General features: G+C 70.6%; 16 protein-coding genes. 1 reads left to right on the top strand and 15 read right to left on the bottom strand.

All coding sequences use genetic code 11. The features are described from left to right. Positions 1-18: 18 nt before the first annotated feature. The 14 genes from ABIC28_RS22145 to hisD all read right to left on the bottom strand — a co-directional run bounded on the left by ABIC28_RS22145 (position 19) and on the right by hisD (position 12,721). Positions 19-663: an MspA family porin gene (locus ABIC28_RS22145; RefSeq protein ID WP_354580892.1), complete on the bottom strand. Its 645-nt coding sequence runs from the start codon at positions 661-663 to the stop codon at positions 19-21. 262 nt (positions 664-925) lie between these two features. Further along, positions 926-1,453, bottom strand: coding sequence for a hypothetical protein (locus ABIC28_RS22140; RefSeq protein WP_306455757.1), 528 nt, complete (start codon positions 1,451-1,453; stop codon positions 926-928). 64 nt (positions 1,454-1,517) lie between these two features. After that, the gene (locus tag ABIC28_RS22135) at positions 1,518-4,424 is read right to left on the bottom strand and encodes a UPF0182 family protein (protein WP_354580890.1); all 2,907 of its coding nucleotides are present in this window, start codon (positions 4,422-4,424) and stop codon (positions 1,518-1,520) included. A gap of 195 nt (positions 4,425-4,619) precedes the next feature. After that, positions 4,620-4,964 (bottom strand): phosphoribosyl-AMP cyclohydrolase, encoded by a 345-nt coding sequence (gene hisI / locus ABIC28_RS22130; RefSeq protein WP_209926601.1) that lies wholly within the window; start codon positions 4,962-4,964, stop codon positions 4,620-4,622. Then, positions 4,961-5,734, bottom strand: coding sequence for an imidazole glycerol phosphate synthase subunit HisF (gene hisF / locus ABIC28_RS22125; RefSeq protein WP_077041870.1), 774 nt, complete (start codon positions 5,732-5,734; stop codon positions 4,961-4,963). Before hisF ends, hisI begins: the two co-directional genes overlap by 4 nt. After that, a complete protein-coding gene (locus ABIC28_RS22120; RefSeq protein ID WP_209926603.1) occupies positions 5,731-6,585 on the bottom strand; it encodes an inositol monophosphatase family protein in 855 nt (284 codons plus the stop codon). Before ABIC28_RS22120 ends, hisF begins: the two co-directional genes overlap by 4 nt. Positions 6,586-6,593: 8 nt before the next feature. Continuing rightward, positions 6,594-7,328: a bifunctional 1-(5-phosphoribosyl)-5-((5-phosphoribosylamino)methylideneamino)imidazole-4-carboxamide isomerase/phosphoribosylanthranilate isomerase PriA gene (gene priA, locus ABIC28_RS22115; protein WP_097214319.1), complete on the bottom strand. Its 735-nt coding sequence runs from the start codon at positions 7,326-7,328 to the stop codon at positions 6,594-6,596. A 19-nt stretch (positions 7,329-7,347) separates the two neighbouring features. Next, positions 7,348-7,599: a hypothetical protein gene (locus ABIC28_RS22110; RefSeq protein WP_097214348.1), complete on the bottom strand. Its 252-nt coding sequence runs from the start codon at positions 7,597-7,599 to the stop codon at positions 7,348-7,350. Positions 7,600-7,622: 23 nt separating this feature from the next. Then, on the bottom strand, positions 7,623-8,252 hold the full coding sequence (hisH, locus tag ABIC28_RS22105) for an imidazole glycerol phosphate synthase subunit HisH (RefSeq protein ID WP_097214320.1): 630 nt from the start codon (positions 8,250-8,252) through the stop codon (positions 7,623-7,625). Further along, a complete protein-coding gene (locus ABIC28_RS22100) occupies positions 8,249-9,421 on the bottom strand; it encodes an MFS transporter (RefSeq protein WP_097214321.1) in 1,173 nt (390 codons plus the stop codon). The genes hisH and ABIC28_RS22100 overlap by 4 nt, the downstream gene beginning before the upstream one ends. Then, the gene (locus tag ABIC28_RS22095) at positions 9,421-9,573 is read right to left on the bottom strand and encodes a CG2302 family histidine operon protein (RefSeq protein WP_179800722.1); all 153 of its coding nucleotides are present in this window, start codon (positions 9,571-9,573) and stop codon (positions 9,421-9,423) included. The genes ABIC28_RS22100 and ABIC28_RS22095 overlap by 1 nt, the downstream gene beginning before the upstream one ends. After that, entirely contained in the window at positions 9,574-10,188 is a 615-nt protein-coding gene (gene hisB / locus ABIC28_RS22090) for an imidazoleglycerol-phosphate dehydratase HisB (RefSeq protein WP_072751568.1), read from the bottom strand. It abuts the gene before it with no gap. Beyond that, a complete protein-coding gene (locus ABIC28_RS22085; RefSeq protein WP_097214322.1) occupies positions 10,185-11,336 on the bottom strand; it encodes a histidinol-phosphate transaminase in 1,152 nt (383 codons plus the stop codon). Before ABIC28_RS22085 ends, hisB begins: the two co-directional genes overlap by 4 nt. Then, positions 11,333-12,721 (bottom strand): histidinol dehydrogenase, encoded by a 1,389-nt coding sequence (gene hisD / locus ABIC28_RS22080; protein WP_097214323.1) that lies wholly within the window; start codon positions 12,719-12,721, stop codon positions 11,333-11,335. Before hisD ends, ABIC28_RS22085 begins: the two co-directional genes overlap by 4 nt. 157 nt (positions 12,722-12,878) lie before the next feature. On the opposite strand from hisD, the gene ABIC28_RS22075 reads away from it, so the two are divergent. Next, positions 12,879-13,562, top strand: a complete 684-nt coding sequence (locus ABIC28_RS22075) for a hypothetical protein (protein ID WP_097214324.1) — start codon at positions 12,879-12,881, stop codon at positions 13,560-13,562. Here the strand turns inward: ABIC28_RS22075 and lnt are convergent. Continuing rightward, positions 13,547-15,019 (bottom strand): apolipoprotein N-acyltransferase, encoded by a 1,473-nt coding sequence (gene lnt / locus ABIC28_RS22070; RefSeq protein WP_097214325.1) that lies wholly within the window; start codon positions 15,017-15,019, stop codon positions 13,547-13,549. The genes ABIC28_RS22075 and lnt overlap by 16 nt on opposite strands.

The following is a 15,019-nucleotide window of genomic DNA, read 5'->3' as shown; positions in this document are numbered from 1 at the left end:
GTTCGGGGGTGGGCTGGGTCAGCCGATGCTGAAGGGCTGGCCGTACAGGGTGGTCTTGGAGTAGTCGTTGCCGACGATCTCGACCACGGTGTAGGAGCGGGCCTGGGCGAATCCGCCGCAGTTCTGGATCTCGAGCTGGGTGTCCTGGTACTGGACCGAGTACTTGCCGTTCTTCTTGATGTCCTTGCCCGCGACACCGACGAACTTGACCTGGCCGGCGGAGACCGGAACGGTCAGCGAACCGGAGACCGACGGTCCCGAGAGGTCGATGCCTGCGCCGATGGAGCCGCCGAGGCCGGTGATGTCGACCTGGCAGCCCACGATGTAGCCGGTGCTGATCCGCGAGACCCCGTGCGTGGACGAGTTGTTGGTGCCCTTGTCGTTGGTGGCACCGTTGAACGGCCCCGCCTCACCTTCCTTGGTGATGCCCTTGACGTCCGCGGTGACGGTGCCCGAGACCCACGCGGTGCGGCCGGCACCGTTCGCTGCGAGTGACGGCGAGATCAGGGCACTCTCGCCCGTGCGGGAGACGACCGCACCCGGTCCGGCCTTCTGCCCGTCGGGCAGCGGCACGAAGGTGTCGGCGTGGGCCACACCGGTGGACATCAGCCCGATCGCCACGGCGGCGGCAGCGCCCACGCCGACACTACGGAACTTGCTCATCAAATCTCCTTCATAGGCCGCGGCGCATGGGCGCGCGGCACCAAACTCAAATGAAAATGGTTTCCAGTAACCTAGGGAGGGCGGCGGACGCTGTCAAATGCGCCCCCGAGGAAGGGCTTTCGGCCCGGGTCCGCGGCCTTCTGGGCGCACTCCACCGCGCGGGCTCTGGTGAGCACCACGCTGACGGCGGAACGGCGAAGGTACGCGTCAAGATCACCCCTGCTCGGACTGGCGCCCAGACAGGGATGTCGGTTGACGTCGACTAGGCAGACGGCGGCGGGCCGCGGGTGCCGGTGCCCGAGCCGACCAGCAGCCAGCGGGCGAGCGGCGGCGAATCTGCAGGGGCGCAGACCGCGACAGGTACCAGGACCGGCACCTCGGTGAACGGCGCCGGAACTCTCCGGCTCAGTGCCGAAAGCACTGAGACACATCCGCGCTCACCGGCCCGGATCAGCACGGCGGTCACCGCGACGGCGGCGGCGTGCGCGGCGACCATCTGCGGACCGAGCTGCGGCCCGTGCACGTGAACAGCGCCCATCGCGAGCGCGATGTGCCCGATCGCCTGGCCCAGGGTCAGCGCGGCGGCCACGAACAACAGCTGATGTCGATCCACCCGCACGGACGCGATGACCGCACCGACGGCCGCGCAGCCCAGCATCAGCAGGACCACCGAACTCTCCGCGGGAGCCGTGCCCCCGCCCAGCGCGTGAGCGGCGACGCTCACCGCGCCGGAGGTCGAGCCCACGAAGGCACCGCGCATCCGCGCGATCGTCATCCCCTGTGAGCCCACACGCGAAGAATACAAGGCACTACTACAACGGCTAGTACCCAGGATCGGTTGTCGGCGAGGGTATCTACCGGGGCGGTTCGGTCTGGTACGCGTCCACCGCCCGTTGCAGCCGATCGAGCGCCTCACGCAGCTCCGCGATTGCCCTGTTCAGTTCATCGGCGGTCGCCGGATTCGCGACCGCGGGCGGGGGCGGACCCGCCGGTTCCCCCACAGGCGGCGGCGCTGGCGGCGGCCCCGCGCCCGATCCCGGCGCCGTGGCCACGCCGCCGGTGCCCGCCCCGAACACCTGGTCCAGCGCCTCCGCCAGGGTGGGCGCGTATCCCACCCGGACCCCGCCCGTGGCCCCCGGCTCCCGATAGCTGACCAGCAGGCGCGCGAGCTGGGGGAAGGTCGACGTGTTCTGTTCCGACGCGATCCGCTCGGTGAACAGCGGCTCCACGTAGAGCACTCCGCCGTCGGCGATCGGCAACGTCAGCAGGTTGCCGTACTGGATCCGGTTCGACCGCTCCAGCAGGGTCCGCTCCGACGCCACCCGGGTGTCCGAGATCATCGAGTTCTGGATCTGCTGTGGGCCCTGCGTGAGGGTGTCGGTCGGCAGTTCGAGCACGGTCAGCTTGCCGTAGTCCTCGGGATCGGAGTGCGCGGAGATGTAGGCGGAGAGGAATTCGCGCCGGAACCCGACCATGGTGCTGGCCAGCCGGAACGACGGCTCCGCGGTCGCCTGGTCACCCACCAGCACGTAGAACGGCATCTGGTACGGGTTGGACTCGACGGTCGGGTCGCTCGGCACCGACCAGAATGCGTTGGTGGTGAAGAACTCTCGCGGATCATCGACGTGATACTTCGCGAGCATCTCGCGCTGGATCTTGAACAGGTCCTGGGGGTACCGGAAGTGGGCCCGCAACTCGGCGGGAACGGAGCTCTCGGGTTGCACGGTGCCAGGGAAGGCGCTCATCCACGCTTTGAGCACCGGATCCTGCTGGTCGACCTGGTACAGGGTGACCGTGCCGTCGTAGGCGTCGACGGTGGCCTTCACCGAGTTACGGATGTAGGAGACCTCCCCACCCCGCCGCACGGGCGCGGGCTCGGCGCCGACCACCAGGTCCTCGAGCGAACTGCGCTGCGCGTACGGGTAGTTGTTCACCGTGGTGTACGCGTCGACGATCCACACGATCTTCCCGCCCACCACGGCGGGATAGGGGTCGTGGTCGGTGGTCAGCCAGGGGGCCACCAGGTGCACGCGCTCGGCCGGGGACCGATTGAAGATGATCCTCGATCCGGATCCGATCGCCTTGGAGAAGATGATGTTGCGCTCGGAGTACTTGACGGCGAACGCCATCCGGTTGAACCAGTTCCCGATCGAGACACCGCCGGTCCCGTCGTAGGTGTAGGTGGAGGTGTCGGTGTCGTACTCGCGTGGCGCGGAACCCTCCGGACCACCGACGACCGCATAGTCGGGGTCGGTCCTCGCGATCAGTTCGCCGAAGTAGATGCGCGGCTGGTCCACTTTGATGACCTGGTGGCCGGAGCCCTGGCTGGCGATGTCGCTGACCGTGTACACCGGATACCCGCTGTTGCTGCTCGAGGTATCCCCCACCGCCTCCCGCACCGCGGCGTTCACCCGGTTCGCCGGCGCCGCGACGAACCCGTCACCGTGGGTGTACACCGTGTGCTGGTTGACCCACTGGGTCTGATTGCCGCTCAGGCTGCTCGGGGTCAGCTCGCGGGCCGCGACGACGTAGTCGCGCAGCTTGCCGTCGATCACGTACCTGTCGAGGTCGAGCGTTGCGGGGAAGGCGTAGAAGTTCTTGAGCTGTTGCTGCTGGATGAAGGTGTGCGAGAGCAGGTTCGGATCGAGCAGCCGGGCGTTCGCGATCGTCGTCACGTCGGCGGGCACGTCCCGGGGCGATTTGGTGCCGATGCCCGGATACGGCAGGAACTCGACCTTGTCCGCGCCGACCCCGTACGCCTGGCGGGTGGCCTCGATGTTGCGCTCGATGTACGGACTCTCCCGGTCTGCTGCGTTGGGACGGACCGAGAACTGCTCCACGGCCAGCGGCCAGACCGCGCCGACCAGGATCGAGGACAGCAGCAGGAGGATCGCGGCCAATGCCGGCACCCGGAGGTCGCGCAGCACGATCGCGGCGAAGAAGGCGGCGGCGCAGATGAGGGCGATCGCGAGCAGGATCAGTCTCGCCGGGAGCACCGCGTTGATGTCGGTGAAGCCACCGCCCGTGAACGTGGGCTCCTTGCGGCCGCTCGAGAGCAGCGCGTACCGGTCGAACCAATACGCCACCGCCTTGAGCAGAATAAACGTCCCCGCGAGCACGGCCAGCTGGACACGGGCGGCCCGGCTGATTCCGCCCTCGCTCCAAGAGATGCGTACCCCGCCGAACAGGTAGTGCGTGGTCAGGCTGGCCAGGAAGGCGAACACGGTCGCCACGAACAGCCAGTTCAGGACCGACCGATAGAAGGGCAGGTCGAAGACGTAGAAGCCGACGTCGAGACCGAACTGCGGATCCGTGACCCCGAACGCCCCGCCGTGCAGGAACAGCTGAACCGTCTCCCAGCTCGACTGCGCGATCAGGCCGCACAGCAGCCCGAGGACGATGGGGATGCCCAGCCCGAAAAGGCGCGGCCTGCGCCGCACGAAGTCGCGATAGATCCGGATCGGATCGTCCTCGGCACGCCCAGGCAAGAACACCGGTCGGGCGCGGAACGCCAGCAGCACCGCGAGGAACACGGCGCCGCCGACGAGCACGGCCACCGCGGCGAACAGCAGCAGCCTGGTCACCAGCATCGTCACCCAGACGGTCCGGTATCCGACCTCACCGAACCACAGCCAGCTGGTGTACATGCCCACCAGCACGGGGAGCACGATCAGGGCCGCGAGCAGGCCAACCGCCGACAGCAGCAGGATCCGGCCGCGCCGGGACAGCTGCGGTAGACCTTCGACCGGCCGATTGCCCACTTCCCACGCTCCAGGTCCGAGCGCGTCGCGGCCTACCGGCCTGTTCTCACCAGCGTCACCGCCGACGTGTGTCCGTTTCGCCCCATTCTACTGGCGCGAACCCGGACCGCGGTGTGTCGCCGCCGCCACCGCCGAGTGTGCACCTGCCGGCGCAAACCCCCAGGTGGGACGACGGCAGCTGCACACTCGGCGGGGTCAGGAGGCGGCGAGCAGCACGTCCGCGTCGAAGCAGGTGTGGGTGCCGGTGTGGCAGGCCGCGCCCTCCTGGTCGACGATCAGCAGCACGCTGTCGCCGTCGCAGTCGAGCCGCACCTCGTGCACGTACTGGGTGTGCCCGGACGTCTCGCCCTTGACCCAGTACTGCTGGCGGGACCGCGAATAGTAGGTTCCCTTGCGGGTTTCCAGGGTGCGTGCGAGCGCCTCGTCGTCCATCCACGCGACCATCAGCACCGCGCCGGTGGCCCGCTCCTGGGCGACCGCGCTGAACAGGCCGGCGTCGTTTCGCTTCAGCCGGGCGGCGATTGCGGGATCGAGACTCATCGGACCACGATACCTTCGGCCCGCATGGCGTCCTTGACCTGCGGGATCTCCAGCTCGCCGAAGTGGAAGACGCTGGCCGCGAGCACCGCGTCCGCGCCCGCCTGCACGGCAGGGGCGAAGTGGTCCACCGCGCCCGCGCCGCCGCTGGCGATGACCGGAACGTGCACCGCGGCCCGTGCGGCCCGGATCATCGGCAGATCGAACCCGGCCTTGGTGCCGTCCGCGTCCATCGAGTTCAGCAGGATCTCCCCCACCCCGAGCTCGGCGCCGCGCAGCGCCCACTCGATCGCGTCGATCCCGGTGCCGCGCCTGCCGCCGTGCGTGGTGACCTCCCAGCCGGACGGCGTCGGCTCCTGCCCCTCGGGCACGGTCCGCGCGTCCACCGACAGCACGATGCACTGCGATCCGAACCGCTGGCTGAGCTCGCGCAGCAGCTCCGGGCGCGCGATCGCGGCGGTGTTGACGCTGACCTTGTCGGCGCCCGCCCGCAGCAGGCGGTCCACGTCCTGCTCGGTGCGCACCCCGCCGCCGACGGTGAGCGGGATGAAGACCTGCTCGGCCGTGCGGGTCACCACGTCGATCATGGTCCCGCGGTCCGAGGTGGACGCGGTGACGTCGAGGAAGGTCAGCTCGTCGGCGCCCTGCGCGTCGTACAGCGCCGCCAACTCCACGGGATCGCCCGCGTCGCGCAGGTTCTCGAAGTTCACGCCCTTCACGACGCGGCCCGCGTCCACGTCCAGACACGGGATGACCCGAACCGCCACCGTCATTGCGTCAGCCTTCCTGCCGGTAGCCCCGGGTCCCGATCCAGGTAGTCACCCGGATCGCCCAGAGCCACAAGAATATTCAACACCTCTTCGTGCACCCCCGGCGCCGCGGCGAGCACCGAGGTCGACCCGATGTGCCAGGGCGCACCCGCCAGGTCGGTGACCACACCGCCCGCCGCGCGCACCAGGGCGACGCCAGGCGCGTTGTCCCAGGGGTTGTGACCGAACACCACCGAAGCGCCGAGCGCGCCACCGGCGGTGAAGGCCAAGTCGGCGCCGGTGCTGCCGTGGATCCGCAGCCTCCTGCTCACCCGACTCAGTTCGCCGAGCGCCCGCACCCGATAGGGCCCGGGGATCGGTCCCCTGCCGTCGACGTTGAACGCGCCGAACCCGACCAGCGAATCGGACAGCGAGGCAGTCGCCAACGGCGGCAACGCCTCCCCGTTGCACAGCACCGGGCCGTCGACAACCGCCGCGTAGCGCCGGCCCATCCCGGGCAGCCAGGTCAGGCCGAGCACCGGGACCCCGTCGTCGAGCAGCGCGAGCAACATCCCTGCGGTCGGCAGGCCGGACGAGTAGTTCAGCGTGCCGTCGATCGGGTCCAGCACCCACACCGGCCCCTCGGTCAGGTCCGGTCCGCCGAATTCCTCACCGTGCACACCGATTCCGGTCAGCTCGGTCAGTTCCGCGCTGAGCCGTCGTTCCAGCTCGAGATCGAGCTCGGTGGCGAAGTCGCGGGCGCCCTTGCTCACCGCGCTCGGCGCGCCGACGCCCTCGAGGAAGCGCTCCTGCGCCGCGTCCAGCAGGCCGCTCGCGATGGAGAGCAGCTCGTGCGGGTCGCGGGGCAGGCTCATGTCCGGCGCTATCGCGAGACCGCGGCGAGCGCTTCGGGGAGCGTGAACCGCCCGGCGTACAACGCCTTTCCGACGATGGAGCCCTCGACGCCCAGGTCGACGAGTCCGGCGATCGCGACGAGGTCCTCGATGCTGGATACGCCGCCGGAGGCCACGACCGGCGCCTTGGTGGCGCCGCAGACCTGGCTGAGCAGCTCCAGGTTGGGACCGGTGAGGGTGCCGTCCTTGCCGACGTCGGTGACGACGTAGCGCGAGCAGCCGTCCCGATCGAGGCGCTCGAGGGTCTCGAACAGGTCGCCCCCCTCGGTGACCCAGCCGCGTCCACGCAGCTGGTAGCGGCCGTCGACGTTGCGGACATCGAGGCCGACCGCGATCCGGTCGCCGTACTCGCCGATGGCGCGGGCGCACCACTCGGGGTTCTCGATGGCGGCGGTGCCGAGGTTGACGCGCGCGCAGCCGGTGGCCAGCGCGGCCCGCAGCGACTCGTCGTCGCGGATGCCGCCGGACAGTTCGACCTTCACGTCGAGTTCGCCGACCACACCGGCGATCATGTCGCGGTTCGAGCCCCGGCCGAAGGCGGCGTCCAGGTCGACCAGGTGCACCCATTCGGCACCGTCGTTCTGCCACGCGAGCGCGGCATCCCGGGGGGATCCGTAGCTCGTCTCGCTGCCGGCCTCTCCCTGAACGAGGCGAACAGCTTCACCGTTGGCAACATCTACAGCAGGCAAAAGGACCAGGCTCACGTGCGCCTACCCTAGTCCGTCATCGCGGCGAGCCGGTTCCCGGGTCGCCGCCCTGTTCGCCCGCGCTCTGTTCGTCGTCCGCGGAGTCGTCGAGAGCGCGCCGGGTCATCCGGGTGGAGACGAGGCCCATCGCCGCGATCGCACCCGCAACCCCGGCGAGGACGATGACCAATCCCACGACCGGTCCCGGCTTCAGCACCGCCAGCAGGACGGTCGCGAGCGCGAGGACCGCGGCGGCGGAGCCGAGCGAGAACAGGGCGAGACGCCCCATCGACAGGCCGCGCCGCTGCCCGGTCACAGGCTGCGGACCCAGTTCTCCAGCAGCGCGGCACCGGCGTCACCGGACTTCTCCGGGTGGAACTGGGTGGCCGAGAGCGGCCCGTTCTCCACCGCGGCGAGGAACGGCCCGCCGTGGTCGGCCCAGGTCAGCTTCGCGGGCGCGATCAGGTCGGAATCGGCGAGCTCCCACTTCTGCGCGGCGTAGGAGTGCACGAAGTAGAAGCGGGTGTCGGCGTCGATGCCGTCGAACAGCACGCTGTCCGCCGGGGCCTGCAGGGTGTTCCAGCCCATGTGCGGGAGCACCTCGGCCTGCAGCATCTCGACGGTGCCCGGCCATTCACCGCAGCCGTCGGCCTCCACGCCGTGCTCGACGCCGCGCTCGAACATGATCTGCATGCCGACGCAGATGCCCAGGACCGGCCTGCCGCCCGCGAGCCGCTGGCCGATGATGCGTTCGCCTCGGACCGCGCGCAGGCCCTCCATGCAGGCCGCGAAGGCACCGACGCCGGGGACCACCAGTCCGTCCGCGGCCAGGGCGACGGCGGGGTCCGAGGTCACCTCGACGTCCGCACCGACGCGGGCGAGGGCTCGTTGGGCCGAATGCAGGTTGCCGGAGCCGTAGTCGAGGAGGGCGACGGAGGTCATGCGGCAACTCTATCGGCCCGGACCCACGCCACCGGAATCACCAGCGCGATGGCCGCAGCCGCGATCACGAACACCCACGTGTAGCCGGCGAATCCGGCGACCACGCCGAGCGTGAGCGCACCGATCCCCGTCCCGGCGTCGTAGCTGATGTTCCAGGCGGCGCTCGCCGCGCCGAGCCTGGCCGGCCCGGCCCCGGTGAACAGCGAGACCAGCGCCTCGTTCTGGCAGGCGCCGAAGCCGAGCCCGAACGCCACCGCGCCCGCCATCAGCAATCCGACCTGGCCGTCGCCGATCACGCCTGCCGCGAACAGCCCGGCACCGAGCGTCGCGCAGGCCAGCGCAGGCACCATCGACCGGCCGTGCCCGATCCGGTCGGCCAGTACGCCCGCGGCGTACCGCCCGACCAGGATCGCCCCGCTGACCACCGCGAGTGCCACGCCCGCGATCGCCGCCCGGTCCTCGACCGCGATCGGGAGCAGGCTGGTGACCCCGCCGTAGGCCGAGGCCACCACGACCATCGCCAGGCAGGGCACCAGCAGCAGGCGAAGCGGCAGCCGTCCCCGCGGGCCGGCCCCCACTGGCCGTGGGATCGACGGCAGCGCGGCGATCGAGGCGATGGACAGCAACGGCACCAACGCCGCGAGCACGAACACCAGCGAGGACTGGCCGCGGCCGAACAGCGCCAGACCCAGTGGCAGCGCGACCATCTGGGCCAGCGAGATGGCGATGCCCTGAGCTCCGGTGGCCCGGCCGAGGATCTCCTTGGGCGCCAACTCCCCGATCAGCGCGCTGCCCGCCACCGTCACCAGGCCGAAGCCGATTCCGCGCACCGCCGAGATGATCAGCGCGGGAACGGCTTCGGTGGACAGCAGGAAGGCGAGCGAGGGCAGACCGAGCAGCAGGCAGCCGACGGCGAGCACCCACCGGTACCCCCAGCTCCGCAGCAGGGTCGGCGTGCAGAGTTGGGTGGCGACGGTGGTCGCCATGAAGACCGCGGTGCTCGCGCCCGCGAGCGCATCCGAGCCGCCCGCCTGCTTGATCGCGAACGGGACCACCGGCAGCAGCAACGACCACCCACCGAAGGTGGTCGCGGCCATGAGGAACGCCACCGGCAGCCCGCGGGTACGCCAGAGTCCGCCGGGTGCCGTCGCCCCGGAGACCGCACCCATCAGATCAGCCGCAGGACCCCGCCCGCGGCCGCGATGATCGCCAGCGCGAGCAGCACGCCGGAGGCGAACTTGTTGACGGTCCACATCGAGTACGCGCCGCCGAGCGCGAATCCGGCCGCGATGAACAGGACGTAGATCAGCGCGTCACCCATCTACAGCGCGCCCTTGGTCGAGGGCACCCCGGACACCCGCGGGTCCGGCTCGACGGCCTCGCGCAGCGCGCGGGCCACGGCCTTGAACTCGGCTTCGGTGATGTGGTGCTGGTCGCGGCCGTAGAGCACACGCACGTGCAGCGCGATCCGCGCGTTCGAGGCGATCGACTCGAACACGTGCCGGTTGATCACCGTGGCGTATGGAACGCCCGGGTAGCCGCCGATGACGGCGTGCAGCATGTGCTCCGGCTCGCCGGTGTGCACGCAGTACGGGCGGCCGGAGACGTCAACGGACGCGTGCGCGAGGGTCTCGTCCATCGGGATGAACGCGTCGCCGAAGCGGCGGATGCCGCGCTTGTCCCCCAGTGCCTGACCGAGCGCCTGGCCCAGCACGATCGAGGTGTCCTCGACGGTGTGGTGGGCCTCGATCTCGATGTCGCCCTCAGCCTTGACCGTCAGGTCGAAGCTGGCGTGGCTGCCGAGCGCGGTCAGCATGTGGTCGAAGAACGGCACGCCGGTGGAGATGTCGACGATCCCGGTGCCGTCGAGGTTCAGCTCGACGGCGATGGAAGATTCCTTGGTGGTGCGCTCGACCTTCGCGATCCGCCCGGTCATCGTGTCTCCTCAGTGATCTCCGTTGTGACAAGCTCCGTTGCGACGAGCTTCTTGCTCACCCGCAACAGCTCGTCGTTCTCCGCGGCCAGGCCAATGGTCGCACGCAGATAGCCCTCGATCCCCACATCCCGGATCAGCACGCCCTCGTCGAGGAACCGCCGCCAGGTGGCGGCCGCATTCGAGAACTGGCCGAACAGCAGGAAGTTCGCGTCCGACTCGATCACCCGGAAGCCCATCGCCGTGAGCTCAGCGGACACCCGGTCGCGCTGCGCGGCGAGCTCCGCCACGCTGGCCAGGGTCTCGTCCGCGTGCCGCAGCGCCGCCCTGGCCGCGGCCTGGGTGATCACCGAGAGGTGATACGGAAGACGCACCAGCAGAAGCGCTTCCACCACGGCAGGCGCCGCCGCCAGGTAGCCCAGCCGACCGCCCGCGAAGGCGAAGGCCTTGCTCATCGTGCGGCTCACGACCAGCTTGGTCGGGAACTCGTCGATCAGCGTGATCGCGCTCGGGCCCGAGGAGAACTCGCCGTACGCCTCGTCCACGATCACGATGCCCGGCGCCGCGGTCAGGATGCGACGCAGGTCGGACAGCGGAACACTGTGCCCGGTGGGGTTGTTCGGGCTCGTGACGAACACGACGTCCGGCTTCTGCTGGGCGACGGCCGCGATCACCGCCTCCGGGTCGAGCGAGAAGTCCGACCGCCGGAACACGGGCAGCCACTTGGTCTCGGTGCCGTCCGAGATGATCGGGTGCATCGAGTACGACGGCACGAAGCCCATCGCGCTGCGACCGGGCCCACCGAAGGCCTGCAGCAGCTGCTGCAGGATCTCGTTGGATCCGTTGGCCGCCCACACGTTGTCGACGGTCACCGCGACACCGGTCTGCCGGGTGAGGTATTCGGCCAGGTCGGTCCGCAGCGCCACCGCGTCGCGGTCCGGGTACCGGTGCAGCTCGGCGGCCGCCTCCCGAACCGACTCCGCGACATCGTCGATCAACGCGCGGGTCGGCGGGTGTGGGTTCTCGTTGGTGTTGAGCTGCACGGGCACCGTCAACTGCGGTGCGCCGTAAGGAGACTTGCCGCGCAGGTTCTCCCGGATGGGTAGCTCGTCGATGCTCGCCGCCGAACCGGGTACCGGACCGCCGCTCACCGAAGCGCCTCGACAGCGGTGCCGTCCGTCAAACCCTCGAAGCGCAGCCGCACTGCCTCGCCGTGCGCGGGCAGGTCCTCCGCGTTCGCGAGGGCGATCACGTGCCCGGAGACGTCCTTGAGGGCGGCCTCCGAGTAGTCGACGACGTGGATGCCGCGCAGGAACGTCTGCACGCTGAGGCCGGACGAGTGCCGCGCGCAGCCCGCGGTGGGCAGCACGTGGTTCGAGCCGGCGCAGTAATCGCCCAGGCTCACCGGCGACCAGGCGCCGACGAAGATCGCGCCCGCGGACCGGACCCGGCCTGCCACCTCGGCGGCGTTCTCGGTCTGGATCTCCAGGTGCTCGGCCGCGTACGCGTTGACCACGCGCAGGCCGTCCTCGACAGAGGAGACCAGCACCGTCCCGGACTGGCTGCCCGCCAGCGCCGTCGCGACCCGCTCGCTGTGCTTGGTGAGCTCGAGCTGGGCGGTGAGCGCGTCGTCCACCGCGTCCGCGAGTTCGACGCTGGTGGTGACGAGCACGCTTGCGGCCATCACGTCGTGCTCGGCCTGGCTGATCAGGTCGGCGGCGACGTGCACCGGGTCTGCGGTGTGGTCGGCCAGGATCGCGATCTCGGTCGGTCCGGCCTCGGCGTCGATCCCGACCAGCCCGCGGCACAGCCGCTTGGCGGCGGTGACGTAGATGTTGCCGGGCCCGGTGATCAGGTCGACCGGTGCGAGTTCGGCCCCGTCGCCGACGGCAGTGCCGTCCCGTGTCACGTCGGTGCCGCCGTAGGCGAGGAGCGCGACGGCCTGGCCGCCGCCGACCGCCCACACCTCGTCGACGCCGAGCAGCTCGGCCGCCGCGAGGATCGTCGGGTGCGGCAGGCCACCGAAGGCGGCCTGCGGCGGAGACGCCACGACGAGCGACTCGACGCCCGCGGCCTGCGCCGGGACGACGTTCATCACGACGGACGACGGGTAGACCGCGTTGCCGCCGGGCACGTAGAGCCCGACCCGGTCCACCGGCACCCAGCGCTCGGTCACCGTGCCACCGGGCACCACCTGCGTCGTGGTGTCGGTGCGCCGCTGGTCTGCGTGCACGAGCCGGGTCCGCTCGATCGCGACCTCGAGGGCGGCGCGCACCGCCGGATCGAGCTCGGCCAGCGCCTTGGTCAGCTCGGCGCGCGGCACCCGGACCCGGTCGGGGCGGACCCCGTCGAACTTCTCGCCGAACTCGAGTGCCGCCTCGGCGCCCCGGTCGCGGACCGCCTCGACCATCGGGCGCACCTGATGGAGCACCGCGTCCACATCCACTCCACCTCGGGGCAGCGCGGCCCGGAGTTCGGCCGTGGTGGGTGTTCGACCGCGCAGATCCACGCGGGCGAGCTCGGTGCGGGCAGGCATGAGGGTCCCTTCAGAGGAATGGGTTTGTACTGATTATTCAGGATAGGTCCACGCCATTTTCCGCTGGCCGCCGCGACCGCGGGTTTCGTTCGTCGCCGGCCGTGCGCGGACACCGCTGCGCGTACGCTGACAAGGCGGTTCGTGGAGAGGATCGACCATGACTCACGACGCGCGATCGATCGCAGAACAGAACACGGCATTGCCCCCGGATGACGGCCGGGAACGATTCGCGGGCTACGGGGTGATGGGGGCGCCGTTCGCCAGCGGACACTGCCTTGCGCTGCGGCATTTCCCTGCCAGTTCGGTCGGCGCAGGCTACGACTCGGTGTGGCATCGGGACCCCGCGGGCGAGTGGACGATCTACAGCAGCGTTCGGCCCGAGGTCAGCTGCGCCCGATACTTCGGCTCCGCCACCGAGGACGCGCGGACCGCGGACATCTCGGTGAGGTGGACCGGTCCGGCCGCCTTCACGGTCACGGTGGACGACAGGCTCGTGTGGGAACTCGAGCTGGGAAAATCGGCGGCGACGACCGCGATGACGGGCCTCGGTCGGCTGATGCCCGCGGCGCTGTGGCGAAGCGATGCCGTCCTCTCGCTGATGGGGCGCGTGGCCGGACCCGCACTCGGGGTCGGCCAGGTCCGGCTGACCGGCAACTCCGCCAACGGCCAGCGATTCCGGGCGAACCCCCGGATGCTGTGGACCATCGACGAAAGCCGGGCGACCATCGACGGGGTCGATCTCGGACCACCGGGGCCGCTGCCCGAACAAGCACACCTGGGCGACTTCTGGATCCCACAGCGAGGGATGTTCGTCGTCGGCGAGGCCTACTTCGACGGTTGACGCGACGATCTCCGTCCAGCGAGAGCACCGACAGCCAGCAGCGCGACGATGAGCGCGCACGATGCGGGCACCCAGTTCCCGAAGCGGTCGAACACGGTGTCCTCCCCCGCCATCGGCACGTCGACGATCAGCACGCCGCTCTCGGCGGCCGGCATCCACGCGAGCCGGTTGCCCCGGGCGTCGAAGGCCGCGGAGACGCCGGTGAGCGCGGCCGCGGCCACCGGGCGTCCGGTCTCGGCGGCCCGCAGCGCACCGAAGCTCGCGAGCTGTGCGGGCGCCCAGCTGCCCTGGAAGGTCGCGGTCGACGACTGGTAGACCAGGAGCGCGGCGCCGTTCCTCGCCTGTGCGCGGGCCAGGTCCGGGAAGGTCTGCTCGAACGAGATCAGCGGCCCGATCGCCAGACCGTCGACGTCCATCACCACCAACTTCTCGCCGGCCTCACGGTTCTGGCCCGCCGCAGCGGTGACCCGGGTGAGCCACCCGAGCTGGTCGCGGAACGGCACGTACTCGCCGAACGGCACCAGCCGGGTCTTCCGGTACTCGGCCTCGATCCCGTCCCGGCCGATCAGGGTCGACGTCTTCGCGATGGCTCCGCTGCCTGCGACCCGCGCATCGACGTTGACCAGCAGCTCTGCCCCGACGGAGCCCGACAGCGCGGTGAGCCGATCGAGCACGTCGGGCCGGGCGGTGAGGTCCTCGCCGACACTGCTCTCTCCCCACACCACGAGATGCACCGGGCGGCTCAGCCCGCGGGTCAGCTCTTCCTGGCGGATCTGCAGGTCGTCGTGCACGATCCCCGGTTGCACGAGCGCCACGGGCACGGCCGGGGCATGGGGCAACTCGGGTCGTGTCGCGGACCAGAGCGGACCGGCGGCGACCGCCACGAGGGCGGCCGCCGCGCCGACATACCGCGCCGTTCCGCGGCCGACGAGAAGGATCGCGAGCCCGACATTGGCCGCGACCACGGCGAAGCCCACCAGCCAGACCCCGCCGACCGACGCGAGTGCCAGCACGCTCGGCCTACGCCACTGCGTCGAACCGAACAGCGACCACGGCCCGCCGAGCCAGTGCCAGGACCGCACGGTCTCGATCAGCACCCAGCCGGCGGGCACTCCGACCACGGCCAGGGCCGCCCGCGCCGGTGTCTCGGCGCCGCGCAGCAGGGCTCGCGCCAGGATCCCCCACCCGGTCCACAGCAGCGCGAGCAGACCGATCGCGAAGGGGAAGAAGTAGACCAGGTTCGGCGCCAGCCAGTACTGCGTCGCGGCCAGGAACCCGACACCCGCGAGCCATCCGCGCAGCGCCGCCTCGCGCGGGGTGTCCGCAGTGCCAAGCAGGAGCAGGACCGGTACCAGCGCCACCCAGGCCAGGAGATCGAGACCCGGTGCGGGGAAGGCGACCAGCGGCAGTGCCCCGGCGATCAGGACGGCGCCGCGGGCCGGCCAGCGCGAGCGCAC

It is taken from the genome of Rhodococcus sp. PvR044, assembly GCF_040548995.1.
GTDB classification, from domain to species: domain Bacteria; phylum Actinomycetota; class Actinomycetes; order Mycobacteriales; family Mycobacteriaceae; genus Rhodococcus_G; species Rhodococcus_G oryzae.
Note: the sequence above shows the minus strand (reverse complement) of the source record. Positions and strands in the feature narration are given on the sequence as shown.

What these genes read in the sequence shown, in the direction of transcription:
- hisI (WP_209926601.1), bottom strand. Translation starts at nt 4,964, where the DNA reads ATGAGTCTCGATCCCGCAATCGCCGCCCGGCTGAAGCGAAACGACGCC.
- ABIC28_RS22100 (WP_097214321.1), bottom strand. Translation starts at nt 9,421, where the DNA reads ATGGGTGCGGTCTCCGGGGCGACGGCACCCGGCGGACTCTGGCGTACC.
- hisD (WP_097214323.1), bottom strand. Translation starts at nt 12,721, where the DNA reads ATGCCTGCCCGCACCGAGCTCGCCCGCGTGGATCTGCGCGGTCGAACA.
- ABIC28_RS22075 (WP_097214324.1), top strand. Translation starts at nt 12,879, where the DNA reads ATGACTCACGACGCGCGATCGATCGCAGAACAGAACACGGCATTGCCC.
- ABIC28_RS22145 (WP_354580892.1), bottom strand. Translation starts at nt 663, where the DNA reads ATGAGCAAGTTCCGTAGTGTCGGCGTGGGCGCTGCCGCCGCCGTGGCG.
- ABIC28_RS22095 (WP_179800722.1), bottom strand. Translation starts at nt 9,573, where the DNA reads ATGGGTGACGCGCTGATCTACGTCCTGTTCATCGCGGCCGGATTCGCG.
- hisB (WP_072751568.1), bottom strand. Translation starts at nt 10,188, where the DNA reads ATGACCGGGCGGATCGCGAAGGTCGAGCGCACCACCAAGGAATCTTCC.
- ABIC28_RS22120 (WP_209926603.1), bottom strand. Translation starts at nt 6,585, where the DNA reads ATGAGCCTGCCCCGCGACCCGCACGAGCTGCTCTCCATCGCGAGCGGC.
- hisH (WP_097214320.1), bottom strand. Translation starts at nt 8,252, where the DNA reads ATGACCTCCGTCGCCCTCCTCGACTACGGCTCCGGCAACCTGCATTCG.
- ABIC28_RS22110 (WP_097214348.1), bottom strand. Translation starts at nt 7,599, where the DNA reads ATGGGGCGTCTCGCCCTGTTCTCGCTCGGCTCCGCCGCCGCGGTCCTC.
- hisF (WP_077041870.1), bottom strand. Translation starts at nt 5,734, where the DNA reads ATGACGGTGGCGGTTCGGGTCATCCCGTGTCTGGACGTGGACGCGGGC.